The organism is Nocardiopsis sp. NPDC055824, assembly GCF_053616335.1.
Genome location: NZ_JBSHDN010000001.1, coordinates 147,378 through 172,949, shown reverse-complemented (window position 1 = coordinate 172,949; position 25,572 = coordinate 147,378). Strand labels below are relative to the sequence as shown.

Annotated in this window: 22 protein-coding genes; 5 read left to right on the top strand and 17 right to left on the bottom strand. The window is 70.1% G+C overall.

Translation table 11 applies throughout. From position 1 onward, the window contains the following. Window positions 1-70: 70 nt before the first annotated feature. From ACWGL3_RS00675 to ACWGL3_RS00640, 8 genes are all read right to left on the bottom strand, one after another. On the bottom strand, window positions 71-667 hold the full coding sequence (locus tag ACWGL3_RS00675) for an HD domain-containing protein (protein ID WP_267949289.1): 597 nt from the start codon (window positions 665-667) through the stop codon (window positions 71-73). A 269-nt stretch (window positions 668-936) separates the two neighbouring features. Beyond that, window positions 937-2,385 (bottom strand): DUF6177 family protein, encoded by a 1,449-nt coding sequence (locus ACWGL3_RS00670; protein ID WP_452460595.1) that lies wholly within the window; start codon window positions 2,383-2,385, stop codon window positions 937-939. Window positions 2,386-2,398: 13 nt separating this feature from the next. After that, window positions 2,399-2,998: a hypothetical protein gene (locus ACWGL3_RS00665; RefSeq protein ID WP_452460594.1), complete on the bottom strand. Its 600-nt coding sequence runs from the start codon at window positions 2,996-2,998 to the stop codon at window positions 2,399-2,401. A gap of 85 nt (window positions 2,999-3,083) precedes the next feature. Then, the gene (locus ACWGL3_RS00660; RefSeq protein WP_452460593.1) at window positions 3,084-3,419 is read right to left on the bottom strand and encodes a hypothetical protein; all 336 of its coding nucleotides are present in this window, start codon (window positions 3,417-3,419) and stop codon (window positions 3,084-3,086) included. Between the two features lie 13 nt (window positions 3,420-3,432). After that, a complete protein-coding gene (locus tag ACWGL3_RS00655; protein ID WP_452460592.1) occupies window positions 3,433-5,853 on the bottom strand; it encodes a CdiA C-terminal domain-containing protein in 2,421 nt (806 codons plus the stop codon). A gap of 243 nt (window positions 5,854-6,096) precedes the next feature. After that, window positions 6,097-6,426, bottom strand: coding sequence for a DUF6507 family protein (locus tag ACWGL3_RS00650; protein WP_267949293.1), 330 nt, complete (start codon window positions 6,424-6,426; stop codon window positions 6,097-6,099). A gap of 549 nt (window positions 6,427-6,975) precedes the next feature. Next, entirely contained in the window at window positions 6,976-7,419 is a 444-nt protein-coding gene (locus ACWGL3_RS00645) for an immunity protein YezG family protein (RefSeq protein ID WP_267949294.1), read from the bottom strand. A gap of 238 nt (window positions 7,420-7,657) precedes the next feature. Next, complete coding sequence (locus ACWGL3_RS00640) at window positions 7,658-8,164, bottom strand: hypothetical protein (protein ID WP_267949295.1); 507 nt, start codon at window positions 8,162-8,164, stop codon at window positions 7,658-7,660. A 529-nt stretch (window positions 8,165-8,693) separates the two neighbouring features. On the opposite strand from ACWGL3_RS00640, the gene ACWGL3_RS00635 reads away from it, so the two are divergent. From ACWGL3_RS00635 to ACWGL3_RS00625, 3 genes are all read left to right on the top strand, one after another. Continuing rightward, on the top strand, window positions 8,694-9,506 hold the full coding sequence (locus tag ACWGL3_RS00635; RefSeq protein ID WP_267949296.1) for an alpha/beta fold hydrolase: 813 nt from the start codon (window positions 8,694-8,696) through the stop codon (window positions 9,504-9,506). Next, complete coding sequence (locus tag ACWGL3_RS00630; RefSeq protein WP_452460591.1) at window positions 9,503-10,807, top strand: PP2C family protein-serine/threonine phosphatase; 1,305 nt, start codon at window positions 9,503-9,505, stop codon at window positions 10,805-10,807. Before ACWGL3_RS00635 ends, ACWGL3_RS00630 begins: the two co-directional genes overlap by 4 nt. 76 nt (window positions 10,808-10,883) lie before the next feature. Next, the gene (locus tag ACWGL3_RS00625) at window positions 10,884-11,447 is read left to right on the top strand and encodes a CG0192-related protein (protein WP_452460590.1); all 564 of its coding nucleotides are present in this window, start codon (window positions 10,884-10,886) and stop codon (window positions 11,445-11,447) included. 204 nt (window positions 11,448-11,651) lie between these two features. Here the strand turns inward: ACWGL3_RS00625 and ACWGL3_RS00620 are convergent, their stop codons facing one another. From ACWGL3_RS00620 to ACWGL3_RS00595, 6 genes are all read right to left on the bottom strand, one after another. After that, complete coding sequence (locus ACWGL3_RS00620) at window positions 11,652-12,323, bottom strand: TetR/AcrR family transcriptional regulator (RefSeq protein WP_267949299.1); 672 nt, start codon at window positions 12,321-12,323, stop codon at window positions 11,652-11,654. Next, the gene (locus tag ACWGL3_RS00615) at window positions 12,320-14,323 is read right to left on the bottom strand and encodes a CocE/NonD family hydrolase (protein ID WP_452460589.1); all 2,004 of its coding nucleotides are present in this window, start codon (window positions 14,321-14,323) and stop codon (window positions 12,320-12,322) included. The genes ACWGL3_RS00620 and ACWGL3_RS00615 overlap by 4 nt, the downstream gene beginning before the upstream one ends. Window positions 14,324-14,404: 81 nt before the next feature. Beyond that, window positions 14,405-16,258: a dipeptide ABC transporter ATP-binding protein gene (locus ACWGL3_RS00610; RefSeq protein WP_452460588.1), complete on the bottom strand. Its 1,854-nt coding sequence runs from the start codon at window positions 16,256-16,258 to the stop codon at window positions 14,405-14,407. After that, window positions 16,255-17,163 (bottom strand): ABC transporter permease, encoded by a 909-nt coding sequence (locus ACWGL3_RS00605; protein ID WP_452460587.1) that lies wholly within the window; start codon window positions 17,161-17,163, stop codon window positions 16,255-16,257. Before ACWGL3_RS00605 ends, ACWGL3_RS00610 begins: the two co-directional genes overlap by 4 nt. After that, window positions 17,160-18,119 (bottom strand): ABC transporter permease, encoded by a 960-nt coding sequence (locus ACWGL3_RS00600; protein WP_267949303.1) that lies wholly within the window; start codon window positions 18,117-18,119, stop codon window positions 17,160-17,162. Before ACWGL3_RS00600 ends, ACWGL3_RS00605 begins: the two co-directional genes overlap by 4 nt. Next, window positions 18,119-19,717: an ABC transporter substrate-binding protein gene (locus tag ACWGL3_RS00595; RefSeq protein WP_452460586.1), complete on the bottom strand. Its 1,599-nt coding sequence runs from the start codon at window positions 19,715-19,717 to the stop codon at window positions 18,119-18,121. The genes ACWGL3_RS00600 and ACWGL3_RS00595 overlap by 1 nt, the downstream gene beginning before the upstream one ends. 413 nt (window positions 19,718-20,130) lie before the next feature. Here ACWGL3_RS00595 and ACWGL3_RS00590 point away from each other — a divergent pair, with 413 nt between their 5' ends. Further along, complete coding sequence (locus tag ACWGL3_RS00590) at window positions 20,131-21,228, top strand: helix-turn-helix domain-containing protein (RefSeq protein WP_452460585.1); 1,098 nt, start codon at window positions 20,131-20,133, stop codon at window positions 21,226-21,228. Continuing rightward, window positions 21,225-21,773 (top strand): hypothetical protein, encoded by a 549-nt coding sequence (locus ACWGL3_RS00585; protein WP_452460584.1) that lies wholly within the window; start codon window positions 21,225-21,227, stop codon window positions 21,771-21,773. The genes ACWGL3_RS00590 and ACWGL3_RS00585 overlap by 4 nt, the downstream gene beginning before the upstream one ends. Before the next feature lie 146 nt (window positions 21,774-21,919). On the opposite strand, the gene ACWGL3_RS00580 is transcribed toward ACWGL3_RS00585, so the two are convergent. The 3 genes from ACWGL3_RS00580 to ACWGL3_RS00570 form a co-directional block, all read right to left on the bottom strand. Beyond that, on the bottom strand, window positions 21,920-23,191 hold the full coding sequence (locus tag ACWGL3_RS00580) for an MFS transporter (protein ID WP_452460583.1): 1,272 nt from the start codon (window positions 23,189-23,191) through the stop codon (window positions 21,920-21,922). A gap of 4 nt (window positions 23,192-23,195) precedes the next feature. After that, a complete protein-coding gene (locus ACWGL3_RS00575; RefSeq protein WP_452460582.1) occupies window positions 23,196-24,143 on the bottom strand; it encodes a SagB/ThcOx family dehydrogenase in 948 nt (315 codons plus the stop codon). A 344-nt stretch (window positions 24,144-24,487) separates the two neighbouring features. After that, a complete protein-coding gene (locus tag ACWGL3_RS00570) occupies window positions 24,488-25,192 on the bottom strand; it encodes a class I SAM-dependent methyltransferase (RefSeq protein ID WP_355011237.1) in 705 nt (234 codons plus the stop codon). Window positions 25,193-25,572 lie beyond the last annotated feature (380 nt).

Here is a 25,572-nt window from a genome sequence, read left to right as displayed (position 1 = left end):
GCTGCCGTCACCGTGTACGCCACTCCTTCCCCGCTGCGTGTGGTTCCCGGCCCACCGCAGCGCCAGGGGGTCAGAACAGGGCGTGGCCGTGGGCCGCCACGAGCGGCGCCAGGTCGGGTGTGCCGAAACGTGTCCGCAGTTCCTTGAAGCGGGTCACCTTGTCCTCGCCGAAGCGGGCGACGGACGCGGCGTAGGAGTCGGCGGAGAAGAACACCGGCGGGTTCCGCTTGCTGTGGAACTTGTCCGCGAACATCACCAGCTCCTCCTCGACCGACTCGGCCAGGTAGTCCGCCTCCGGGACGGGCAGCCCCTGGTCGCGGATGTCCTCGCGGGTCAGGCCCACCCCGGTGTGGTGCGAGCAGAAACGGCACAGCGCCTCGGGCAGCCCCTCCTGGGCGAGGATTTCGTGGCCGAGCACCCCGTGGCTCACGTAGCGCGCGTGGTCGAGCCGGCCGGAGGAGTCGTACAGGCGGTAGACCCCGATGTCGTGCAGCAGGCATCCGGCCCGCACCAGGTCGCGGTCCAGCGCGAGGTCCGAGCGGTCGATGAGCTGCTCGGCGATGGCGCAGACGATCTCGCAGTGGGTGTGGACGAGGTCGAACGCCTCCCGGGTGGGCGCGTACCGTTCGTGCAGCGCACGGATCTCTTCGTCGTTCGGGATCACCATGCTCAGACGGTAACCGGCATGGAGACCGCTCGAGGACGGGGCTGCGACGCGGCGCGCTCGCACAGGCCGGGGTCGGCGCCGGGGTGTGTGTTGTCCCGTGCCAGCTTCTGCGGGGTGATGTGACCCGCCCACGGGCGCGGCGGTGCACGAGGGGCCTCAGAGGCAGTGGCGCACGGTGATCGGATCGGCGCCGGCCAGGCGTCGTGGCGGACCGGCGGTCGGGTCCGGCCCCCAGAGGCCGCTGTGTGCATGGACCCCGGGAACGGCGATCAGCCGCCGGTCCGCTGTTGGACGGCGGGGAATCCACCAGGGTGGAGGTGCGCCATGAGCACTCGGAAGTGCTCCTGGGATTCGGCTTCGGTGCCGTCACCGATCCGGTACCAGACCGCATGGGTCAGGGGCGGCCCGACCGGGACCGCGGGCACCGGGGCGGCCAGTGCCCGTTCCGACCCGATCGAGGCCACCCCCTCCACGCCGATGCCCAGACCGATCGGCAGGGAGGGGCCGGAACGGCGTGCCTCATAGCCCAGGTCAGGTCGTCCGGTGCGACGGTGCACGCTGATCGTCTGGAGGACCCCTCGTGAGGTGAACTCCTCGACCAGAGCGGACAGGACCGACAGGTCGGGCTCCTCACCCGGCGAGTGTCCGACAGCGAGCGTGATGCTCTCCTTCACCCCTTCCGGCACGCGGGTGACGAGCAGGGTTCCGGAGAACGGCCGGGCCGGTGCGGTGCGAAGGGCGTCCGGTGGGCCGGTGAAGAGGAACCACGAACTTTCTGGAGCGCGTTCGCGGGCCAACGCGGTCAGGTCCGCGGTGTCCCACGCCAGGGTCGCGGGCTCACCGGTTCCCCACAGGGCCGGTACGGAGCCGGCCAGGGTCTGGGACAGGAACTCCACCGACCTCCCCAGGCGGAGCCCGGCATCGGCGGGGTTCAGGACCTTCAGATCGACGAGGATCTGGGTCCCCTGGTCCTCCTCCGCCCCCCGGAAGGCCGAATGCGGCACGTCCTCGGGGGCCGCGGTCGTGTCGCGGACGAAACCGGCCTCCTCGTTCCAGGCCAGGGGGACCCCGGAGAAGCCGTCGTAGTACCGGCCGTCCGGTGCCCGGACCACCCAGCGGGCCATCGGGTTGCCCAGGACCGAACGCAGCGCGTGGGTGATACGCGAACCCGAAGGGGTCACCAGCTGGAACGCCCGGCCCTCCTTCGCGTGCTCGGCGACAGCGTCCACCAGCCATGTGGAGAGCGGGACCACCGGGCGGTCCTGGACGGCCAGCGCCACCCGGTCCGTGACGCGAGTGATCGCGGGGTGGTCGGTGGCGCCGGTCAGCAGGGGATCGTCGCGGTCGAGTCGGCGCTCGGGCTCCCAGACGAGGCCTCCGAACTCCGCTACGAGGGCATCGGCGAAGGCGCGGACCGCCCTGGCCGTGTCCGCTCCTCCCGGGCCGGTCTCGGCTCCGCGTGCCTCCACCCACCACGGCTGGGCGGGCAGGTCGTCGGCGATCCCTTCGGCGAGCAGGCGGTCGGCCTCGAAGGACGATGCGAGCCTCTGTGCCGCTTGGACGGCCGCGACCATGCGTCCCGACCCGTCGCGGAGCTGGACGACCGCGCCGCCGGCGACGGCGCGGACCTGTAGCTCCGGTCCCGCCTGGACCAGGGCCCTGGTCATGCCGCGCAGGGTGGGTGCCCTCTCGAGCAGGGCGACCACGTCATGTGTCATGGGGTTCCTCGGATCAGAGACGCTCGGTCACGTCGAGTCCTGTGATCTTCGAGCCGCCGCGCGGTGCGGCCACACCGTAGTGGAAAGCCGTGCCGAAATAGGTGGGTTCTCCCTTTTCGGTCTCGCTCCCGAGCCTTGTTTCGAGGGCTCTCAAAGCCTGCGCCAGTCGGGGGGCATTGCCGTCATGGACCTCGGGATGTGGGCGTCCGAAGAAATCGTTCTCCGCCCAGATGTCGTGGTGAACGCTCAGTTCGACCATGGTGTCCTCGGTAGCGACGTCGACGGAGACACTCACGAGTTCGGGTTCGCCTCTCCTGCTTCCGTTGGGCGCGATCCAGTTTCCGGGGCCGAGAAGAAGCAGAGTCTCCGGGTGGGACTCCGGTCGGCTTACGGGTTGGGAGCCACGAACCCTGTCTGCCAGAGCGGTGGCGGTGAGCTCTCGACAGTGAAGGATCCGGGATCGGTAGCCGGTGTGGCCGGTACCGAACTGGAACCAGTCCACGTCGACACTGTCGAGGTACAGCAGATCGCTGTCCTGGAGAACCTGTGCTATCGACATCGCGGCAGTGCAGCCCACCTCCAGTGCATTCGAACCCTCATCGTGCTCGACCACCCACGTCCACGTGGCGGTGGCCTTCGGGGACCTCGTCAACAGGGCCATGCTTTTCCGGGGAACGGTCGGGAAGTTATAAGTCTTTCTATTCCTCACCCGAAGGTGTGGTAGGGCGTTCTATGATTGGCACGTCGTTCTCGTCGAACCCCAAGGCCAGGCGCCACGGTGTGGCTTCCGAGAGGCGTCCGAAAAATGAACGCGCGTTTTCCTTTGCGTTTTCCCGGGAAGTTCCGTAAACATCCATGGCCGTATAGAATCCTGGGTAGATATCGATTTCCTCTATGTCCAGCACCAGATTGTCGATTCGCGCCTCGGTGACGCCGGTGTTGCGGCCCGGGGAGACGGAGGCCTCGATTCTGCGCATGAGGGAAACGACTTCTTCCGGTGTTGCGGAGATCATGATCGTTTCTGAGTATGCCATACTATCAACTCTCTCATGGCCATGAAATAACGTAGTCGTTTCCGATGATGAGGACCTCTTCGAGATCGCCTCCGTATCGTCGTAGCGAATCGCGGAGAGCCGACATCGAAGTTTCCTTCGGTGTGTTGACGGAACGGACGTCGATGACGAGGCGGCTCGACTGTTCGCGCCCCTTCCGAAGATTCTGGATGATCGCGTTCTTGGAGGCCGTCTCCGGAGTCTTGAACTCGATGGTCACGTCCCTTCCGACAACCACGGAGTCGGGTGACTTCACACCGTCTGACCGGGCGACATCCACCGACCGTACCTCGATGCCGTGCTCACGGAGGTATTCCGCGATGGCTTGTTCCTTGCTGTCGTAGAATTCCCAGCCCTCGCCGATACGGTCGCGCAATTCGTCCACCGTCGGTTGGTTGTACCGTGCCGGCGCTGTGTCCTCGGGTCGCGGCAGCTGTCCGTCGTGGGGGACGGCGTCCTCGAAGTCACCCAGCAGCCGTTCTTGCCGGGGTGGAGGGTCGGCGTCCGGGCCGGGGGGCTCCGGTAGTCCACCACCCTCGGGAAGGCTCGGCCCCCTCGGTGGCTCCGCAGGGCCTCCGGAGGTCGGCCCACCGGTGGTTGGCTCGGCTGGGTTCCGGGGCTCCGTTCCCTGCACGGTGACCGGGTCGCTGTCCTCGTCGAGCCGGGGCCCGTCGCCGTCGGCGCTGTTGTTGATCGTGCCGTCGGCGTGCATCTCCATGCCGTCGGGGGTGACAGGGACCCGGGAGTTCTCGTTGCCGCCCGGGCCGTCCCCACGTCCGGCGGAGCCGCTGTTCTCCAGGGCGTCGATGGTCCAGGGCGCCTCACCGTCGAGTTCGGCCATCCGGCCTCCGTCGGCGGTGTCCATGTCATCGGCGAGGTCCTCGTTGCGCCGCGCGATCTCGGAGAAGGCCGCGTCGACCTCTGCGGTCGTCGGGTCGCGCCGCGCATCCTCGTCCGCTCGCTGACCGGGTGTGTCGGTGTCCTGAGAACCGGCACCGTCCCTGTCGGACTCCGGGAGTTCCGGGGGGTTGCTCTCCGGGGTGGCGGGCTCGGCGGGTGGTGCAGAGGGTTCCGGCGTCGGATCCGGGCTGTTGCCCGGTGCAGGGGCCGGGTCCGATTGCGGCCCCTGGTTCTGATGGGCCTCCAGGCCGCTCAGAGACTCGTGCATGTCCCCGAGACCTGCGGGGACGCCGCTTCCGTCGGGCTCGATGTTGTCCGGTGCGGTAGGCGCGTCCGGGTGGGTGCCGTCAGGCCGGAGAGTGGGGCTGGACCCGTTGTTCGCGGAGTTGGAGGAGCCGTCGGAACCCTCGGAGCCGCCCGCGTCGATGCCCCCGCTGATGGGGCCGTCGCCGGTTCCGGCGCCTCCCAGGATGCGCGACACCCGGGCGGCGATCATGGGCACACCGACCACTGCCCCGACACCTGTGGCGCTCAACGCCGCGCCACCCGCGATCATGCCGATGTTGGTCAGAACGGTGCCGAACACGTAGCCGGGACGCTCTCCCAGTTCGGTCCAGGGGAAGAAACCGTGGATCGCGTCGCCCCAGGCGCCCCTGGCGGTGTCCCACCACTCGCCGGGGCTGTTCACCATCTCACCGGTCTGGGGGTTGTAGAAGCCGGTCATGGCTCCGAGGCCCGCGATCGAGTCGCCCCAGTACGAGGTGAAGTTGTCCCCCCAGCCTCCGGTGAACCAGCCCTCGGAACCGTGGATCCCGACCGCGCCGCCCATGTCCTCCAGGCTGCCCATGAGGACGTCCCCGCCCCCGTGGATCGCGTCCACGTACCACATGTGGTCGGTGCCCTGAGGCGATCCCCACGGGGTCCCGACGTCCTCGGGCGCCTCCTCGAAGCCGTAGACGGCCTCGCCGGCGTCGGGCTGGGTGGTTCCGTCGGCGTTGCTCGCGATGAAGGTGGTGCCGCCGAACAGTGCGGTGATGGCGTTGGCGCACTCCCGTTCGGCCTCCTGGTACTGCTGGTGGAGCGAGTTCACGTGGTTGAGCAGGTTGTTGTGCTCCTCGACCTTGTCGCTCTCGCCGCCGAAGAAGCCGCCGTCGTCCCAGTCGTCGTCGCTCCGGATCTCCGCGACCAGGTCTCTGGCGTCCTGGCGGGCCTGGACCAACTCGGAGCGCAGCTCACACGCCCTCTCGGCGAAGGTCTCCAGTGCGGTGGCCGCCGTGCCGAAGTCGGTTTCCACCGAGTCGCCCGTGGTGGCGACGGGGTCGACCGCCAAGTACAGGGTCTCGGCCTCGGGTGCGCTGTAGACGGCCTGGAGCCCGGCCCATGAGCTTTTGATGCTCTGTCCTGATTCGGCGATGTTCTCGCCGTCGGTCCTGAGGCCGCCGGCCGCGCTCTCCAGCAGCACGGTGTTCACGATGGGGACGGGGATCGCATCCGGGTCGATCAGGTCATCACTCACTGAGCATTCGCTATCCGTGTAGGGGGTGCACTTCAGCGGTGGCTGGGGCGAGGCCGGTCTGTGTGTCGTCTTACGTCGCGTCCGCGGAGGAGGGGTCTCGTGACCTTGGTACGGGTCGTCGGAGAAGGAGTGCCTGCGGCAGTGCCGTGGGGCCGGAAGGCGCTGTGGAGGCTGTCCCTTCCTCCGTCGGGGAGTTCGGGTGGCACGTTCATGGAGTGGACGTGATCCCTGGAGGGAGCGTCCCTACGCGATCTCTCCCGCGTTGGCCTGGGCGTCCGCGGCCATCTGCAGGTTGCCGTTGACATAGTGCAAGGTGGCATCGCTGGCGCCCCCGACCGCACTGGCGCTCTTTTCGACCATGCCGCCGACCTCGTCGAAGTAGTGCTCGGCGAACTCGGAGAGGGCTACCCCGATCGGGTCGCTGTTGGCCGCGCTGTTGGCCTCGTTCAGATGCGTTTCCATCGAATTCAAGTGCGAGGTGAGCCCTTGGCTGCCCTCTTCGTCGCCTATGTGTCCGGAGACGCCTGAGAGGACGCCGAAAACCTCTCCGGTCTGGATGTTCCAGGCTGACATGGGGGTCTCCCCTCTGTCTCGGGGCGTGGGGACGGGGTGGTATTTCTGGTGGCGATGCAGACTCTATTGCCATGGTTTCGCCCCGTGCATCACTGTTTCCGCGTCCTCAGAGGTCAAGCGGACGATCGGTGGCCGATTCCGGCCAGTACTGCTTCGGCAGGGCACAGGAGAGGTGTGGGCCTGGGCCCAACTGTGTCGGTCCCATGCGCTTCGGAAGGCATGGGCATTCCAGCGCGATCATGGCCGATCAAGTGTCGGACTCAGGCCTCGACCACCTTCGTTCGCCATTGCACGGGCAACCCACCGAAGGCACCCGGTCCCCGCATTGCCATACAGACGGAAGAGGGACCTGCTGACAGGGTGTTTGCTGCAGAGAGCTCGGTTCGCGCGCAGGGCCGGCGGAGGGCACACCGGAAGCTCACAGCGGACCGACCATCTGCCGACTGGTCGGACGACCGCGCCGTCGGCATGGTGGCCCTCCCTGGACCAGGGCCCTGGTCATGCCGCGCAGCATGGGCGCCTTCTCGAGCAGGGCGACCACGCCATGCGTCAGGGGGTTTCTCGGTCCTGCCCCGCTTCCCGGAGTTTCTGAAGCAGCCACTCAGGGATGTGCTCCTCGTCGCGGGGGAAACGCTGGTGGTCGAGTCGGTATTCGTGAGGGCCGGGTTCGGGAGGGAGAAAATCCGGTTCGTCATTGTAGTCGTAATCGACATTGAAGGAACCGTTGTTATCCAAAGTGAAGGTCGCTGTGTACCATGCGCCCTTTCCTTCGTGGTACATCAGTTCCCGAAGACGCATGAAGTGTCCCGAGATCTTGCCTGGCGTGGTGATTCGAGTCTCGCCTCGGCCTCCTGGGGAAACGTAGACCAGGCATTGGCCCACGTGTCCGACCGCTGACATGCGGGCTTCGACCGACGTCCACCCCTCCGGTGCCGAGCCGAAGAGAACGGTGCCGATCTTCTGTAGGTGCTCCTGTGTGCCTTCGACGTTCATATTTTGTTCCTTCGACCTTTGGTTCGACCAGGAGGACTCTCTCAGAAGCAGCCGCAAGGGATGTTTCCTGTCGATGGAGTCAGGTCTGTTCTCCGAATGCCCGGACGCAGAACTCGACCCTGACGTCGGAGGTCCGGTACCGTTTTTCGTGCCATCGGGTGGGTCCTGGCCGCCGGTGCTCTCGGGTGGAACCATCATGCAGGGTTTTTTCCCGGGTGGAACTGTCGGGTGTCAGGGGCTACCGGTCCAAGAGATCCAATGCTTCTGCATCGATGGATGTCTTTGCTTTGTCGGCCCGATGGCTCGCGGGGGATCCTCGCTTCATGGCCGCGTAGTCTACCTGAATCATTCCTGTGGTGTCGATGCCGAAGCCTCCTCCGCGTTCATAGAATATGACCAGCGGATCGAACATGTCCGGCAAATCTGGCAGGGCTTCTCCCGAGTCGCGCAGTGCGCTGAAATGAAGCGCCCAGACGCAGGTGTCCATGACCAAGGGGAACTGATGGATTATCTCCTCCTTCTCGATGATTTCGGAAACGAGTTCCTCGCCGGCGCGCACATTCGGGTTGGCCAGTGCGGCCGCGTCGAAAAAGGGCCATTGCTCGGCGCGGAGCTGGTGCGACCACAGGGCCGCGCGCCGAAGATACTCCTTCATCAGGGCGACTCGGGACCGTGTGTGGTTGAAGCCTCCGTGCCAATCGGCACGGATCAGGCGTTCGGTCAGTGCGGAGGCGTGGTCTTTCAAAGCGGTCCTCGAATTCCATGGAAATATTCACGATCTCGTCCAAGTCGGAGAGAACATCGGCGATCCCGAAGAGTGGTTCCATCATCCCGTGACTCCTCCAGGGCCTGAAGACGGCTCTGTTGTCCTCGGGGAAGGCATGTCGTGGGCACCGTGCTGATCGGGATGGGGGAGTGGGCCTCGCCGTCCCACGCCTCGGGTCCATGACCGCAGAAGCGGCCCGGTTCGGGCGCAGTACGGACAGAGGGCACGCAGGAAGCCGAGAACCGTACCCGGACTCCTGCGCCGAACAAGCCGGTGGTCGCGACCTCCTCGGTCGGCAGAGGTGACGCGGGCGGCGGGTGCCGCAGCGCCGGACGGACAACGGCCCATGAGCGAAGCCGACCGGGGCGCACACCGAATCCGGATACGGCGCCGACCCGAGGAACCGCTCACCCCCAAGAGCCTGAAACACGAGGTTTGCCACCGAATATGGTCTGATGGGATCAGATATCTTTTTCGGTGGACTGGACCAGGTGAAGGGGTGTCCGGGGTGGACGTCCTCCGCAGGAACAACGTGACGATCACCGGGACGGACGAGGGGCCCACGGTGGTCCTCGCCCACGGGTTCGGCTGCGACCAGAACTTGTGGCGCCTGGTGGCGCCGGCCCTCGCTGAGCGGTACCGGGTGGTGCTCTTCGACTACGTCGGCTCCGGCGGGTCGGACCTGGCCTCCTGGAGCGAGGAGAGGTACTCCTCGCTGGGGGGCTACGCCCAGGACGTGGTGGAGCTGAGCCGGGCGCTGGACCTCGAAGGAGCCGTGTTCGTGGGCCACTCGGTCAGCGCCATGGTCGGCGTTCTGGCCGCTCAGGCGGTGCCGGAGCGCATCGGCGCCCTGGTGATGGTGACCCCCTCGCCCCGCTACATCGACGACGGGGACTACCGCGGCGGCTTCAGCACACAGGACATCCACGAACTGCTGGACTCCCTGGAGTCCAACTACCTGGGCTGGTCGTCGGCCATGGCGCCGATGATCATGGGCAACCCGGAACGGCCCGAGCTGGGCCAGGAGCTGACCGACAGCTTCTGCGCCACCGACCCCGACATCGCCCGGGTCTTCGCCCGCACCACCTTCCTGTCCGACAACCGCGCGGACCTGAAGGGCGTGGAGGTCCCGACCCTCGTTCTGGAGTGCTCCCAGGACCTCATCGCGCCCCGCGGGGTCGGCGCCTTCGTCCACGACTCGATCCCCTCCTCCCGGCTGGTCACGCTGGAGGCCACCGGCCACTGCCCGCAGCTGAGCGCACCGCAGGCCACCGCGGAGGCGATCCTGGGCTTCCTGGACACCCTGCGGCGCACGCCGTGACCGGGGAAGCCGAACCGTCCGAGAGGAGCGGCCGCCCCGACACGGCCGTCGGCGCGCTGCTGAAGCAGGGGGAGGAGGAGCTCTACGAGTTCGCGCCCTGCGGGTACCTGTCGACGCTCATGGACGGCACGATCGTCCGGATCAACGCCACGCTGCTGGAGTGGCTCGGCCTGGAACGCGACGCCGTGGTGGACCGGATGCGCTTCAGCGACCTCCTCACCGTGGGCGGCAGGCTCTACCACGAGACGCACTTCGCGCCGCTGCTGTACATGCGGGGCCAGGTCAGCGGTATCGCCCTGGAGATGAGGGTCGCCGGGGGCGCACGCCTGCCCGTGCTCGTCTCCTCCGCCGTCAAGCACGACAGCGCGGGCGAACCGCTGCTGATCCACACCAACGTCTTCGACGCCACCGAACGCCGCGCCTACGAGGAAGAGCTGCTGCACCGGCGCAGGGAGGCCGAACGGGCCCATGCCGAGGCCGACCGGGCGCGCGAGCGGGCCGACACCGACCGGGCCCGCCTGAAGGACGCGCTCACGGTCCTGCGGAAGGCCCTCCTGCCCGACAGCCTGCCCGCCGTGCCGGGCATGGAAGCGGCCTCCTACTACCACCCGGCCTCTCCCGACCAGCTGGGCGGCGACTTCTACGACCTCCTCCGCCTGGACGACACCCGCTGGGTCTTCTTCCTCGGCGATGTGCGCGGCAAGGGCCCCGAGGCCGCGACCCTGACCTCCCGGGCCCGCTACGCCCTGCGCGCCGCCGCCCTGCACACCTCGGAGCCGGCCGAGGCCCTGGGCACGCTGAACACCGTCCTCCTGGAGGGCCAGGCCCACGACGAGGAGGCCCGCCACTGCACCGTCGTCCTCGGCACCCTCGAACCCGGCAGCGACGGAGGGACCGCCCGGGTCCGCCTGGCCTCGGGCGGCCACCCGCCGGCCCTGGTCCTGCGCGCCGACGGCCGGGCCGACCTCCTGGACACCCCCGGAGGGATGCTCGTCGGCGTGCTTCCCGGCGCCGAATTCGCCACGGCCGAGACCGTCCTGGCGCCCGGCGACACCCTCCTGCTCTACACCGACGGCCTGACCGAGGCCCGCACGGGACCCCGGCGCGACACCCTGTACGGCGAGGACGGCCTGCTCGCCTTCGCCGCCGAACACGCCCCCTCCAGCCCCTCCAAGGTGATCAACGCCCTGAGCGACCTGCTCTGGAGCTTCGGTGAGGGGCTCGACGACGACACCGCGCTGCTCGCGCTCGGGGCGCCCGCTGTCCCGGGTACCGCTGCCGGGAGGGCGGCCACCGCGTGAGGGCCGCCGGGGGCTGTGTCGTCGCGGGCGGCCCCCGGACCTGCTTCAGCGGAGCCGCTGGCGGATACTGGTGCCCATGGCGATCATTCACAGTGCGACCCTCACACCGAGCAAACCGGCCCTGATCGGGGCCTGGCTGGACGGCCGTCCGTGGGCGGGGCAGGGGCCCGACGAGGTGCTGGGCGCGTACCGGTTCGACGACCCGGAGGGCGAGGTCGGGGTGGAGGCGTTCCTGGTCCGGCGCGGGGACCGCCTGCTCCACGTGCCGCTGACCTACAGGGGCGCGCCCCTTGCCGGTCACGAGGAGCACCTCGTCGGAACCCTGGAGCACTCCGTCCTCGGGCCGCGCTGGGTCTACGACGGAACCCGGGACGGGGTGGCGCTCGCGTGCTTCCGGCGGGCCCTGGCGGGCGAGCAGGAACAGGCGGAGCTGGAGATCCACGAGGGTGGACGCGTCGTGGGACGCAGGCCGCAGCAGGTCCTGGTCTCCAGGGAATCCGGTGAGGAGAGTACCGGTGCCGGTTCGGCCCAGGGCGGGCAGGTGCTGATCCCGCGCGTGCTGGACGCCGAGGCCGAGGGCAGGTCGCGCCTCCGCGCCCGGTGCGGGGACCTGCAGGTGGTGGTCGCGACCCTGTCCTGATCCGAGGTCCTCCGACCCCGGCCTCCGTCGTGTGCTCCACCGAAGCCCCGGCGGATCGCGGACGATGCGGTCGACTCCGCCGGCCCCGGCCGTTCCGCCCGGATACGGCCCGCCGACGTCCCCCGCGAACCGGATCGGACGGCGCAGGCCGCCGGGGCCGCTCCCTCCCCACCGAGAAGTGAGGAGGGAACGGTCCCGTGCGGCTCAGGCCGGGGAGGGTTCCAGGCCCAGCTCCCCGGTCAGGAACCGGCGCAGGTGCGCGCGGGCCTGCTCGATGCTCAGCGGCGGAGCCCCGCGCAGGCGGCGCAGGGCCAGACCGTCGACCAGGGCGTTGAAGCGGGTCGTGGTCTCGGCGACGTCGCGGCAGCGGAACTCACCCCGGTCGCGGCCCCGGGCGATCAGCTCGGCCACCCGGTCCGACCACTCCTCGTACCGGCGGTGCTGGCGCGAGTCCGGCTCCAGGCTGGCGTCGGCCGCCCAGTTGTCGAACCACAGCCGCCAGTGCCGGTCGGTCTCCGCGCTGAACACGCCCTCGATGAGCGTGGTCAGCCCCTCCGCGGCGGTGGGGCACGCCAGCATCCGCTCGCCGAGCGGGCGGTAGTAGGCGTCGATCTCGATCGACACCGCCTCGCTGAGGATCTCCCGCACACCGCCGAAGTGGTACGTGACCGTGCCCACGGACACCCCCGCCGCGCGGGCGATGTCGCGCACGCCCACCCGGCTCGCCCCGTGCTCGATCACCAGCGGCACGACGGCCTCCAGGATGAGCCGCCGCCGCACCTCGGTGGGCTGGCGGGTGCGCTTGTCCGGTGCGACCGCGCGGCGCCTGGCCCCCGCCGTCCCGGCGGCCGGCGCCCCCTCGGCAGGGCCGGTCATCCCGCGGTCCTGGGGATCTCGCGCTCCCAGCGCCGGGTGGCGACGACCTTGCCCCCGGAGCGGGCCTCCACCGTGCTGTGCACGACGAAGTGGTCCGCGGTGGCGGTCAGCTCGCTCGACGTCCGCACGGAAACGTCCCAGTCCTCCCGGCGCATGGTGATCTCCCACTCGGATCCTGCCATGGCCGACAACGGGTCGTCGACCCGGATCCGGTACCGTTCCCGCGCCTTCTCCGTGTACACGAGACCGTTGGGGTAGGTGCGCGACCCGCCGTAGTTGGGATCGACGTCGAGCACCCACTCGCCGGTCCCGACGTCGTGCGACACCAGGCGCTCGGGCCGGGGCTCCGACGCGCCCAGCTCCACCGCCAGCGGCGGTGCCTGCTCCGGCTCCTCGAACTCCACCGGCGCGCGCCCCTCGTCGGTGCCCGCGGGCCGCACCGGGAGCAGCAGCGCGCTCCGGTCGGGCCACACGGTCAGGGACGGGTCGTCGGGCTGCGGCCACACCCACGGCCAGTACGCGGTCGACACCGCCACGCGGATCCGGTGCCCGGCGGGGAAGGCGTACCCCGTCCCGGTGAGCTCCACCTCCACGTCCTCGGGGTTTCCCGGCTCCCACGGCACCGACCGGTCCCGGCCGTACCGGCTGCCCAGGTTCAGCACGCCGCGGGTGACGAGGGTCGAGGCCCCGTCGGGGGCCACGTCGCACACGCGCACGATCACGGTGCCCCGGGGCCTGTCGGCGTCCAGGCGCAGGCGCACCCGCGCCCGGCCCAGGACCTCGACGCGCTCGGCCAGCGGCTCGCCGTCGAAGCAGGTCGACCGGCCGTCCTCCTCCCGCTGGTCGGGGGGCAGGTCGGTGGCGTTGCCGTAGGGGAAGAAGCGGCCCGCGTCCACGCCCGTGTGCTGGGGGCTGTGCACCGTCACCGGCGCGCAGCCCGCCGCGCCGAGGGCCTGTTCGGACCAGCGGGTCGCCGGGGAGGGCCAGGCGTCGTCGGTGACCCAGCGGCCGGGCCGCTCCGTGTAGGCGGTCGCGGGCGGCACCGGCTCCTGGACCCAGGAGCGCAGCCGGGGGGTGTCCATGGCGCCGTTGTCCGCGTCCTTGAGCCAGTGGTCCCACCAGCGCAGGGTCTCCTGGAGGAAGCCGATGTGCGGGCCGGGCGGCCGCGCGATGTCGGGGTACTGGTGCGCCCAGGGCCCCAGCAGCCCGCGCACCGGGCCGGGCAGGTGCTCCACCAGCCGCAGCACGGTGTCCCGGTAGGGGTCGGCCCAGCCGCCGACGGCCAGCACCGCGGCGTCGATCGCGGAGTAGTCCTCGCACACGCTGCCGTGCCGCCAGTAGTCGTCCCGGGTCTGGTGGTCCAGCCAGGTGTGGACGAACGGCTCCAGCGCGTCGAGGCGCTCCTTCCACATCGGCAGCCACGCGTCGCCGACCGTGATCGGGTCCGGCGGACGCGACGTGAACGCCAGCATCGTGCCGGACCAGCCGGCCATGTCGATGCCCAGCACCGAGCCGCCGATGTAGTGCACGTCGTTGTCGTAGCGGTCGTCGGCCGAGCACACCGTGACGATCGCCTTGAGCGGCTCGGGGCGCCGGGCGGCGATCTGGAGCGAGTTGAACCCGCCCCAGGAGATGCCGAACATCCCCACCCGGCCGGTGCACCAGGGCTGTGCGGCCAGCCACTCCACGACCGCGACCCCGTCGGCGGTCTCCTGTTCGGCGTACTCGTCGAGCATCACGCCCTCGGAGTCGCCGGACCCCCGCAGGTCCACCCGCACCGACGCGTAGCCGTGGCCCGCGTAGTAGGGGTGGCGCTGGGCGTCGCGCGGCGACGTCCAGTCGCCCTTGCGGTAGGGCAGGTACTCCAGCAGCGCCGGGACGGGGTCCGCCAGGGCGTCCGCCGGCAGCCACACGCGCGCGTGCAGCCGCGTGCCGTCGGCCATCGGGATCCAGTCCTCGCGGACCTCGACCTCGCGCGCGAAGTCCTCTCGGTAGCGCATGCTCCCCCGTTCGTCTCTCGTGTGGGCCCGTGCGTGACGGGACCGTTCGTGTGCCAGGAACCGTGTGTCAGGACCCGTGTGTCAGGACCGCGGGCCGGTCCCGTCGGCGTCCCACCGGCGGATCCGGTGGCCGCCGCCCAGGTCGATCCACTCCGGGTCGGGGACCTCCGCCAGGTCCCGGGGCAGGGCGGCCGTGTCCCCGGCCGTCTCCCCGGCCGGCTCGGACGCCTGCGCGGTCGTGCCGCCGCCCGCCCCGACCGGCCGCGGTTCCAGGACCGCGTCCAGCAGCCGCCGGGTGTAGGGGTGGTTGGGCCCGGAGAAGACCGCTTCGACCGGGCCCTCCTCCACGACCAGCCCGTCGCGCATGACCGCGACCCGGTCGGCGATCCCGCGCACCACCGCCAGGTCGTGGCTGATGAACACGAACGCCAGGTCCCGCTCGGTGCGCAGGTCGTCCAGCAGCGCGAGCACGGCCGCCTGGACCGACACGTCGAGCGCCGTGGTGACCTCGTCGGCGACCACCACGCGCGGGTCCCCGGCCAGGGCGCGGGCGATGCCGACCCGCTGGCGCTGCCCGCCGGAGAGCTGTCCGGGCAGCCGGTCCGACAGCGCCGGGTCCAGGGCGACGTCCGCGATCAGCTCGCGCGCCCGGTCGTCGGCGCGGGACCGCTCGGCCAGGCCGAAGAACCGCAGCGGCCGGCGCACGGCCTCGCGGACGATCCGCCGCGGGTTGAGGGAGGTGTCGGCGTTCTGGAACACGAGCTGGACGCGGCGGCGGACGCCCGGCGGACGCAGCCGCGCCCGCACGGCCAGGTCGCCGTCGCCGTCCTGGTTTCCGTCCCCGGGGCGGTCCCCGCCCCCGGTGTCCGCGCCGAGCAGCCGCATGGTTCCGGAGGACGGTGCGCGCAGGCCCGCCAGGGACCAGGCCAGCGTCGACTTCCCGCTGCCCGACTCCCCGACCAGGGCCAGCACCTCGCCCCGGCGCAGACCGAGCGAGACCCCGTCGACGGCCCGGTGCGCGCCGTAGTCGATCGTGACGTCACGCAGGGACACCACCTCGGGCGCGTCGTCGGGGACCGGCACGCGCTCGCGCACGGTCCGCGTCCCGTCCTCGGCGACCTCGGCCAGTCCCCGGTCGCCGATCCTGGGCACGCTCGCGAGCAGGCGGCGCGTGTACGGGTGCCGCGGAGCGTCGAACAGCTCGGCCGCCCCGGCCGCCTCCACGACCTCGCCCTCCCGCATGACCACGACGCGGCCGGCCATCCGGGCGACGACCCCCAGGTCATGGCTGACCAGGACCGACGTCAGGCCGAACTCCTCGCCGAGCCCGGCCACCAGGTCCAGGATCCGCGCCTGGGTGACCACGTCCAGGGCGGTCGTGGGCTCGTCCAGCACCAGCACCTTGGGCCGTGCCGCCAGCGCCATGGCGATCGCCACCCGCTGCTGCTGCCCGCCGGAGAGCTGGTGCGGGTACCGGCGCACGATCCCCCCGGGATCGGGCAGCCCGACCTTCTCCACCAGGGAGCGGACCCGCTCGCGCCGTTGCGCGCGCGTCAGCCCCTGTGACAGCAGGGACTCCCCGATCTGGGCGCCGACGCGCATCGACGGCGTGAGCGCGTGCCCCGCGTTCTGCCCCACCATCGCGATGTCGCGGGTGCGCAGCTCCCGCAGGCCCCGCCGGTCCAGGGACAGGACGTCCTTGCCGTCGACCAGTACCCGGCCGCCGGTGACCCGGGAGCCGTGCCGCAGGTGGCCGAGCAGGGCCCCGGCGACGGTGGACTTGCCGCTGCCGGACTCGCCGACCACGGCCACCGTCTCCCCTGCCGCCGCCTCGAAGGACACCTCGCGGGCCACGGTCACGTCGGCGCCGCCGGAACGGTAGGCCACGGACAGCCCCTCGACCCGCACCAGGGGGCCTGACTCGGTGCCGCTCATGAGCTCTCCTTCGCGCGGTCGACGCCCCAGGCCCGGGACAGGCCGTCGGCGGACAGGTTCAGCCCGACGACCAGGGTCGCCAGGGCGATGATCGGGGCGAGCGTCGCCCACGGCACCACGACCATGGCGGTGCGGTTCTCGGCGACCATCAGCCCCCAGTCCGGGGTGGGCGGGTTGGCGCCGAACCCGAGGAAGGACAGCGAGCTGATCAGCAGCACGACCCACGAGGCCCGCATCGCGAACTCCACCGACACCACGTGGGCGATGTTCGGCAGGACCTCGCGGACCAGGATGGAGACGGTGCGCTCACCGCGCGCCCGCGCGGCGGTCACGTAGTCGAGCGGGGCCACTCCCAGCGCCGCGGCGCGCACCACGCGCACCACCTGGGGCGCGTAGACCACGGTCACGGCGAGGACGATCACCGCCGGGCCCGTCCCCAGCACGGTCACCACGACCAGCAGCGCCAGGATCGGCGGGATGGCCAGGATCGCGTCCAGCACGCGCATCAGCGCGTCGTCGAGCCGGCCGCCCTTGAGCGCGGCCGCGCAGCCCACGACGGTGCCGAGCGCCACCGCGCAGGCGGTCGCGGCGAAGGACACCGTCAGCGCGTAGCGGCCGCCGTACAGCACCCGGCTCACCACGTCGCGGCCGTAGGCATCGGTGCCCGCCCAGTGGTCGGCGCCCGGGCCGAGCAGCGCGCTGCCGGGGTCGTTGGCGGTGGGGGAGTAGGAGGTGAGCAGCGGTGCGAGCAGCGCCAGCAGCACGTGCAGGGCGACCAGGGACAGGCCGACCACGGCGGGCGTGGACCGCGCCAGTGAGCGCAGCGTCGTGCGGGCCGTTCCGGTTGACCCGGTTGACCCGGTCGTCTCGGCGGGCCCGGAGGCCCCGTGCGGGGACCCGGTCATCGGGCGCTCCTCTCTCCGGTGCGCAGGCGCGGGTTGAGCGCCATCGCCCCCAGGTCGGCGGCGAGGTTGCACAGCACGTACACGGCCGCGCTGACCACGGCGATGGCCTGCAGGACCGGCAGGTCGCGGTTGTGCACGGCCTCCAGCAGCATCCGGCCGACGCCGGGGTAGTTGAAGACGTTCTCGACCACGGCCACGCCGCCGACCAGCCACGCCACGTTCATCGCGATCACGTTCAGCGTGGGCAGAAGCGCGCTGGGCAGGGCGTGGCGCACCACGACCCGGCCCGTGCCGAGGCCCTTGAGCCGCGCGGTGGTCACGAACTCGCTCTCCATGACGTCGATGACGCTGGTCCTGGTCATCCGCACGATGTAGGCGGTCATCACCACCGACAGCGCGATCGTCGGCAGGACGACCGCGGGCAGCAGGTCGGCGACCGGCGCGGACGCCTCGTCCAGGACCACGGCGGGCAGGACCGGCACGGTGATGGACAGCGCCAGCACGAGCAGGGTCGCCACGACGAACTCCGGCACGCTCATCCCGATCAGCGTCAGGGTGGAGACCACCGTGTCCGGCCAGCGGTCCCGGTACAGGCCGGCGACGACGCCCAGCACGATCGAGGAGGTGACCGCGACGGCGATGGTGGCGACCGCGATCAGCATGGTGTTGCGCAGGTGCAGCCACAGGGTCGCGGAGACGGGCTCGCCGGAGACCAGGGACACCCCGAAGTCGCCGCGCACCGCACCGGTGATCCAGTCGAGGAACCGCAGGACGGCCGGGCGGTTCAGGCCCATCTGCTCGCGCAGCGCGGCCACGGCGTCGGGGGTGGCGTCCTGGCCGAGCACCTGCGTGGCCACGTCGCCCGGGAGCAGCTGCACGGCGGCGAACACGATCACCGACGCCAGGAGCACGGTGACGACCGCGGACAGCAGCCGCCTGGAGATGTAGACGATCATCAGGGCCTCAATCCGATGTTGAGGTAGTCGAACTCGAAACCCGACTCGTGGTAGTTGAGGACGTCCCGGGACAGGCCCACCAGCCGGTCGGCGAACATCGGGGTCATCGCGCCGCCCTCGTCCACGACCATGCGCTGGGCGTCCTGGTACAGGGTGCGGCGGCGGTCCTCGTCGGCCGTGGCGCGGGCGGCGTCGAGCAGGTCGTCGAAGGCGCCGTCGGACCAGGCGGTCTCGTTGTAGGAGGAACCGCTGCGGAAGACCTGGTTGAGCAGCTGGTCGGCCGGACGCCCCGTGTACCAGTACGTCGCCATCAGCGGCTTCTGCATCCAGATCTGGGTGTAGTAGGAGTCCGCCGAGGTGTTGCGGACGGTGATGTCGATCCCGGCCTCGGCCGCGGAGTCGCGGTAGGCGAGCGCCATCGGGGTGAACACCGGGTCGTAGGCGGAGGTGTAGAGCTCCAGGCTCAGGTCCTCGTGCCCGGCCTCGGCGAGCAGGGCGCGGGCCCGGTCCGGGTCGCGTTCGACCGCGTAGTCGGTCCAGTAGGGCGTGTCGGGCGGGACCGGGTTGTCGTTGCCCGGCACGCCGGTGCCCTGCAGGGCCACGTCGATGACGTGCTGCGGGTCGTAGGCCAGCTTCATCGCCCGGCGCACGCGCGCGTCGGTGAACGGCTCGGCCGTGGTGAGCATCGGCAGCACGTACCACTGGGCGTTGACCGAGCGCGCGATGGTCGCGCGCTCGGAGGCCTCGACGACGCGGGCGGTGGCGAAGTCCAGGTTGGTCTGCGAGATCAGGTCGACCTGGCCGGCCAGCAGCGCGTTGGTCCGCGCCTGGATGTCGGTCATCGAGAACATCTCGATGGCGTCCAGGACGGGCCGCCCCTCCCAGTGGTCGTCATGGGCGACGATGCGGCCCCGGCCGCCGGGGGAGAAGGAGTCGAGACGGAAGGGCCCGGTGCCGATGCCGGTCGCGCCGATCGTGTCGCCGTCCCCGTCGGGGACGACGTAGCAGTGGTAGTTGGTGAGCAGCGCCGGGAACTCGAAGTTGGGCGTGGTCAGCTCGACCACCAGCACGCCCGGCTCGGGGGTGTGCACCCGGCCCGGGTCGACCAGCGGGCCCAGGACCGTCCCCTGCGGCGAGGCGAGGTCGGGGTCGACGATCCGGCGGAGCGTGTAGGCGGCGTCCGCGGAGGTGAAGCCGCGGCCGTCGTGGAAGCGGACCCCGTCGCGCAGCCGGAAGGTCCACACCAGGCCGGCGTCGTCGGACTCCCACCCGGTGGCCAGGTCGGGCACGGTCTGCCCCTCCGCGTCCATCCGGACCAGCCGGCTGTACAGGGCGCCGAGGTACTCGTAGGCCGACAGGGAGCTGGCCGGGTCCAGGGTCTCGGCCTGCGACGCCGGCGGCCGGGCCATGCGCAGCACGCCGCCGTCGGCGGTGGCGCCCGTGGCCGCGGCCTCCGGGAGCGCCGGCGCCGCCTGCGGACCGGACGCGGCGCAGCCGGGGAGCAGGACCGCCGCCCCGAGTACCCCGGCTCCCCCCAGCAGAGCCGTTCTGCGCGGGATCCGCGGCGGGGCGCCCTCGGCCCCCGGTGAACGCGGCATGTCTTCCCCTCCGTGGTGTGCTGCGAACGGATCAATCGTTCACTGAACGATTGATACGACTCATGCACGATAGAGGTCGGAAGTCGATGGTTCAACGGGTGGTAAAGCGGGTAAACGCGAGGGGTCACGTGTGTCCGCCGCCGATCACCGCAGGTCAGCCGTGTCAGCGGACGGTAGGCCTTCCGCGCGCCGACACGGAACCGACGCCGCGCGCACCAGCTGCTTGCACGGTGCCCACCGCCCGCCGACGGGAAGAGGCGGTGCCGGATGCGGGCCGGCAGGCCACGGCGGCGGTGCGCGGCAGTCCGAGCGCGGACACGGCGGTGCGGCGGAGCCGGGAACGCGGAAGAAGGGGGAACTTTTACCGCTCACAACGGCGACACGTCCAAGACCCTTGTGCGAAGATCGCACACATGAGGGAAGAGCTGAGTTGGGCGCAGATCGGCGAGCGGGTACGGGAGAGCAGGGCCGCCGCCGGACTCTCCCAGCACCTCCTCGCCGAGAGAGTCGGCTTGGAGCGCAGCATGGTCTCCAAACTGGAGAACGGTGAGCGCCGTATCGACGCCGTCGAACTCACCCGCCTCGCCCGCGCACTCGACTATCCTCTGTCCCACTTCCTCCACCCCGCCCCTGAGGTCGTCTCCCGCAGGGCTGCCATAGCCGACGGCGGAGACATCGGGGAGAGCCGGGCCGCGCGCGACGCCTATCGGACCGAGGCCCTGCTCTCCGAATGGCTGAGAGACGTACGCCGACTCATCGGGTTCGGAGTCCTGGAACCGCGACGGATGCTCCTGTACCCCGAGCAGGTACGGGACGCGCAAGAGGCGCGCCGGTCGGCCCTGTGGCTGCGCGACCGGCTGGATCTCGGCACGGGTCCCATCGAATCCGTCTCCGCCGTGTGCGAGCAGGCGGGGCAGTTCACCGCCGTCGTCCCCCTGCCCTCGGACGGCGCCTCTCTGGTGGACGCAGATGTCGCGGTGGCCGTGGTCAACAAGGAGCAGGCGCCCGGCCGGAGGCGCAGTACCGCCGCGCACGAGCTCGGGCACATGGTCCTGGGGGACGAGTTCTCCAGCGACCTCGGTGTACACGCCTCACGGGAGGACCGGGAGAAGGTGGTGGAGGCGTTCGCGGCCGAGTTCCTCCTGCCGACCTCGGAGATGGGGTCGGCCGTCGAGCAGGACGGCGAGAAGGCCCGGCGCCGTGAGCTGGTCCGGTTGTCGGCGACCTACCGCGTCTCGTGGGGTCTGGCGGTGACCCAGCTCCGGCGCACCGGAGAGGTCGAACCTGAGGAGGTGCGCAGGCTGCGGACCCGCACGCCGACGGACGTCGAGTTCAAGGACGCCCTGGGGTGGAAACCCCAGCCCGACCTCGCCTCCATCCGGGTTCCCCCGGGTTACGCCTCCGCGGTGGTGATGGCGATGGAGACCGATAAGATCACTCCCCACCGGGCAGTGGAGATGCTGCGCGGCCAGGTCTCGCTCGCAGCCCTCACCGAGGAAGCAACGGATTGACTCCTCCTCCCGCGGTCCCGGTCCCACTGCTGTTCGACGCCTCCCCGCTGCTGCACGCCGCGAAGGCCGACCGTCTCGATGTCCTGGGCGACCTGGTCAGCGGATCCTCGTGTCTGACCACCCAGGCCGTGATCGACGAGGTCGGCCGCAGGCATCCCGGTGCCCGCTCGGAGGTCGTGGCAGCCGCGTGGCTCACGGTCGTCCCCACCGACTCACTGCTGTTCCTCGTGGCCTACGGCGAGTGGAGCGCACGCATGGGTCTGGACGATGACCACAACATCGGGGAGACCACGCTGTGCGCCTACGCCGAACTCCACGGCGGGGTCCTGGTCCTGGACGACAAGAACGCGCGCAAGGTCGCCACGCAGTACGGCCTGAGCGTCCGCGGAACGGTCGGCCTGATCGCCGACGCCTGCTCTCGGGGGGACTGCACCGTCACCGGAGCCTCCGTGCTCGTCGACGACCTCCACGAGTCCGGTATGCGGCTGCCCTTTCCCAAGGGCGGGTTCGAGCAGTGGGCCAGGGAGAAGAAGCTTCTGGGGTAGCTGCGCTGCCCCCTGTGTCGGGGGAGCCGCGCGAGAGACCCCTTGCGCGTTCCTGCTGCCCGCTTCGTGTGGCCCGGTCGTGTGAGCGGAGCCACGACCTGGGTACCGAACGCGCGGAGGAACCCCCGGCCCGGGGTGTGGGCCGGTCACACCGCAGCGCGCCTCGCCCCCTCCCGGAACACGCGGCCGAACACCAGGGGCGCCGTCAGGAGCAGGGCCCCTCCGGCGATGAACGGCACGTGGAGCCCGAACCCTCCCAACAGGCCGCCGGTGAAGACCCCCAGGAGGACGGAGGCCTGGGCGAGGAGCATGCGGGCCATGGACGCGCGCCCCAGGATCGGCATCGGCGTCACCGCCTGGAGGATGGAGGCGGCGCTCACGGAGATCGTCGTCGCCGCCAGGCCGAACACACCGAGGGCGAGGGCTCCCACGACGACGTGGGGGAAGAGCCCCATGGTCAGCAGGACCCCGCCCCCGAGGATGTGGGCGACGATGAGCAGGAGCCCGTGGCCGCACCACCGCCCCAACGGGGCGCACAGGAACGAGGCCGTGAGCGCGCCCACCGCGGACAGCATCGTGTAGACCCCGAACAGTGCTTCCGGGACGTCGAGGGTCCGGGTCACGTAGAGCACCAGGATGGCCGACACCCCGCCGGTGGCGAACCCGGAGAAGGCGGCGGCCACGGCGAACCCCCGTTGGACGCGGTCGTCCGTGACGAACCGGAGCCCGTCCAGCGCCTCGCGGGTCAGCGAGGCGCGATCCGGGACCGGGGCCCGCTCGCCCTCGTCCCTCCCCTCCCCGCCGAGGGAACGGGCCGCGACGGCCGCGGAGAGCAGGAACAGCGCCCCCACCAGGTAGGCCCCCGCGTTGAACAGCAGCGCGGTCCCCGTGGAGAGGGCGAACAGCAGACCCGCGATCGGGCCGCCGAGGAAGTCCGAGGCCACCACACGCGTCCCCTGCAGGCGGCTGTTGGCCCTGATCAGGAGGTTCCGCGCGACCAGCGCGGGGAGCAGCGCCCGGGCCGAGCCGTCGTGGAAGACCTCGCAGACCGCCAGGGCGAGGACGAAGAGGCACAGCCCCCAGACGGGAACCGGGCCGAACCAGGAGACGACCGCGAGCACTCCGAGCAGCACGCAGCGCAGGAGGTTGCCGACGACCATGGCGCGGCGCTTGTCGATCCGGTCGATCAGCGCCCCGGCGTGGAGGCCGAACAGCAGCCAGGGGGTGTAGGCCGCCGCGGTCAGCATCGAGACCGCGAGGGGGTCGGAGGTCAGGGCAGCGGCCATGAGCGGGAAGAGGGTCAGGAGGACGCCGTCGCCGAGATTGGCCGACGTGTGTCCGGCCCAGAAGCGGTGGAAGGCTCCCCCCAGCCCCACCGCCGGCGGATCGCCCCTGGCCTGCGAGGAGTCGATGTCCATGCGCTTACTCGAACCTGGCCTTCCGGGAGCCCTCCAGACTCATCGGCGGGTGGGAGAGGACCGCGTCCCCGTTGGCGTCCACGGCGGGGACGCCGGCGGAGAGGACGTACAGCGCGGTCTCCCGGACCCCGTCGACGCCCAGCAGCTCCTCGACGGCCGAGTCGTTGAAGGCCGCGGTCTGGAAGGGGCCCAGCCCCAGCGCCGTCGCCGTCAGGACGAAGGTCTGGCCGAGGTGCCCGGAGTTCATCAGCATGACCCGGTAGGCGCGAGGGTGCCGGTACTTGAAGCTCAGGCGTGGGACGACCGCGGTCAGGACCACGGAGAAGGGCGCTTCGCCCACCCCCGACTGCGAGTCGCACGCACGGGTCAGGCTGTCCCGGAACTCGCCCTCCCTGAGCAGTTCCAGGGAGTGCTCCCGGACGTTGTAGTGGTATATCCCCGGGGCGATCCCGGCTACGCCGGTGACGACCGTGTACGCCTCCAGTTCGTGACGGGCGCCGCCGGCGGGGCTGGTGCGCAGCATGAGGGCGCCGAACTGCTGGGCGTCGATGAAGTCCTTCACCCCGAAGGTCATCGCCATGAGGGTCGAGAAGACCTCCCGTCCGACAGGCGCGTCGGCGAAGTCACGATGGGTCCTTCGCCGGTAGAGGACCTCACGGTAGGAGCGGCCGGGATCTTTCTGGTGCCGGGGGAGGAAAATCCTGTCCGCGTCCTTGTACTCCTTGAACAGGGGAGGCGACGGGTCCTTGGTGAGCTCCTCCCGGATCTCGTCGGTGCTCTCCGTGAAAGGGGCGTCCCTGGTGGAGAAGTGGAACGAGAGGCCCTCCCTTCCCCAGGGCGCCCAGGCGTCGAACCCCTCTGTGCCGATTCCGGCCCCGTCCTGCTCCTCGGATTCGAGGAAACCGAGGGTTGAAAGGGAGGACGCCGCACTGTCCAGGACGTCCTCGTCCAACCCCAGTTCCTGTGCGACATCAGAAACGGACCGCAGCTCGGAAAAGCTGTGGAGAACGCTCGCGGTGATCGGATCGGTGCTGATTTTCGCTTTGGTCAGAGGGTTCTTGACGAAGAAACCGGATGCGTCCCAGAAGCATTCGAGGTGTTTTGCCGACCTGTACTTCACAGTGGTGCTCCCTGTAAAAGGAGGAGGTCGGCCCCGCCAGGGGGCCGACCTCCTCGGGCCGCGTGCTAGCTGGGGCTGAACTGGATGATGATGGTCAGCTCTTCGACGGGCTCGATCTTGATCATGGCCTTCTCCTTAGCTGTTGGAACCGGGTTCCAACTGGGGGATTTCCGCGGTCAAGCCACGGAACCTGTACGTCGGGCGACGTACAGAGCCTTGGGGTGTCTTCCGTCGTCCAGGCCGTCCTCCAGAGCTCCTCCGTGGAAACCGCGGACGGAGACGAACTCCAGGCCTGCGGAGGCGATGCTCGCGAGGATCCGCTCGTGCGTCAGATGACGCAGCCGGTGCCGTGTGACGGAACGCTCCCAGAGGTCGCCCGCCACCCGCGCGAAGGAGTCCACCTCGAGGTCGATGGCCTCGCCGGGGGAGAAGTCGGCCGGCGCCAGAGGCGAGAAGGAGATGAATCCGTCGTCGGACCTGCGGATGTTGGGAGCCTGGGAGAGCACGCGGAAGGACAGCTCGGTGTTCACTTCCACGATCAGAAGGCCGGCGGGAACCAGCACCCGCGCAGCCTCGGCGAAGGCTGCGTCCAACTCCTCGTCGTCGGAGAGGTAGTGGAACACCTCGCCCGCGGAGATCGCGGCATCGAATTGCGCATCAGGGATGGGGAGGTCGGTCAACCCTCCTACGAGAAAATCGATCCCCCGCATCTCCTCTTTGTCCTTGGCCGCCGCCACCATCGCGGGAGAGAGGTCGACTCCGGTGACCCTGTATCCGCTCTTCTGGAGTTCCACAGAGCTGTTGCCGGTGCCGCAACCGAGGTCGACCAGTCGTTCTCCTGGGGTGCTGAATTCTTTCAGGAGATCGCTGAAAAGGTTCATCCAACGGTGGTAGTCGGAAGTTCTCGAGGTCGCGTCGTATTGACTGGCAAGCCCTTCGTAGGCTTCCAGGGGAGACGCCGAGGGGGGATGAGTGGAAATCTTCGGCCTCCAAATTCAACCCTGAGGTTATTGGGTAAAAATTATGGTAGGGCCCGTCTTCGGTCAAGGGGGTGGCCACATACGGACAGCGGTGGAACGGCGGTGCATCCAAACTGGTGATATTCGACGAAGAGCCATGTGGCCGAGTTTTTCCAAGGAAACAGGGGGCTGGTGTCGGCAGGAATAAGACGCTATGGGCCTGACTTGACCCCGGGCACTTGTGAAGATCCCGATAGGTCATAACCCATGACAGGATCGTCCCCTGAACCGGCGGCTTCACG

Bases quoted from the DNA above. Each gene is read 5' to 3' on its own strand.
- ACWGL3_RS00675 (WP_267949289.1), bottom strand. From the start codon at position 667: ATGGTGATCCCGAACGACGAAGAGATCCGTGCGCTGCACGAACGGTAC.
- ACWGL3_RS00670 (WP_452460595.1), bottom strand. From the start codon at position 2,385: ATGACACATGACGTGGTCGCCCTGCTCGAGAGGGCACCCACCCTGCGC.
- ACWGL3_RS00660 (WP_452460593.1), bottom strand. From the start codon at position 3,419: ATGGCATACTCAGAAACGATCATGATCTCCGCAACACCGGAAGAAGTC.
- ACWGL3_RS00650 (WP_267949293.1), bottom strand. From the start codon at position 6,426: ATGTCAGCCTGGAACATCCAGACCGGAGAGGTTTTCGGCGTCCTCTCA.
- ACWGL3_RS00645 (WP_267949294.1), bottom strand. From the start codon at position 7,419: ATGAACGTCGAAGGCACACAGGAGCACCTACAGAAGATCGGCACCGTT.
- ACWGL3_RS00625 (WP_452460590.1), top strand. From the start codon at position 10,884: ATGGCGATCATTCACAGTGCGACCCTCACACCGAGCAAACCGGCCCTG.
- ACWGL3_RS00620 (WP_267949299.1), bottom strand. From the start codon at position 12,323: ATGACCGGCCCTGCCGAGGGGGCGCCGGCCGCCGGGACGGCGGGGGCC.
- ACWGL3_RS00615 (WP_452460589.1), bottom strand. From the start codon at position 14,323: ATGCGCTACCGAGAGGACTTCGCGCGCGAGGTCGAGGTCCGCGAGGAC.
- ACWGL3_RS00610 (WP_452460588.1), bottom strand. From the start codon at position 16,258: ATGAGCGGCACCGAGTCAGGCCCCCTGGTGCGGGTCGAGGGGCTGTCC.
- ACWGL3_RS00605 (WP_452460587.1), bottom strand. From the start codon at position 17,163: ATGACCGGGTCCCCGCACGGGGCCTCCGGGCCCGCCGAGACGACCGGG.
- ACWGL3_RS00600 (WP_267949303.1), bottom strand. From the start codon at position 18,119: ATGATCGTCTACATCTCCAGGCGGCTGCTGTCCGCGGTCGTCACCGTG.
- ACWGL3_RS00595 (WP_452460586.1), bottom strand. From the start codon at position 19,717: ATGCCGCGTTCACCGGGGGCCGAGGGCGCCCCGCCGCGGATCCCGCGC.
- ACWGL3_RS00590 (WP_452460585.1), top strand. From the start codon at position 20,131: ATGAGGGAAGAGCTGAGTTGGGCGCAGATCGGCGAGCGGGTACGGGAG.
- ACWGL3_RS00580 (WP_452460583.1), bottom strand. From the start codon at position 23,191: ATGGACATCGACTCCTCGCAGGCCAGGGGCGATCCGCCGGCGGTGGGG.
- ACWGL3_RS00570 (WP_355011237.1), bottom strand. From the start codon at position 25,192: ATGAACCTTTTCAGCGATCTCCTGAAAGAATTCAGCACCCCAGGAGAA.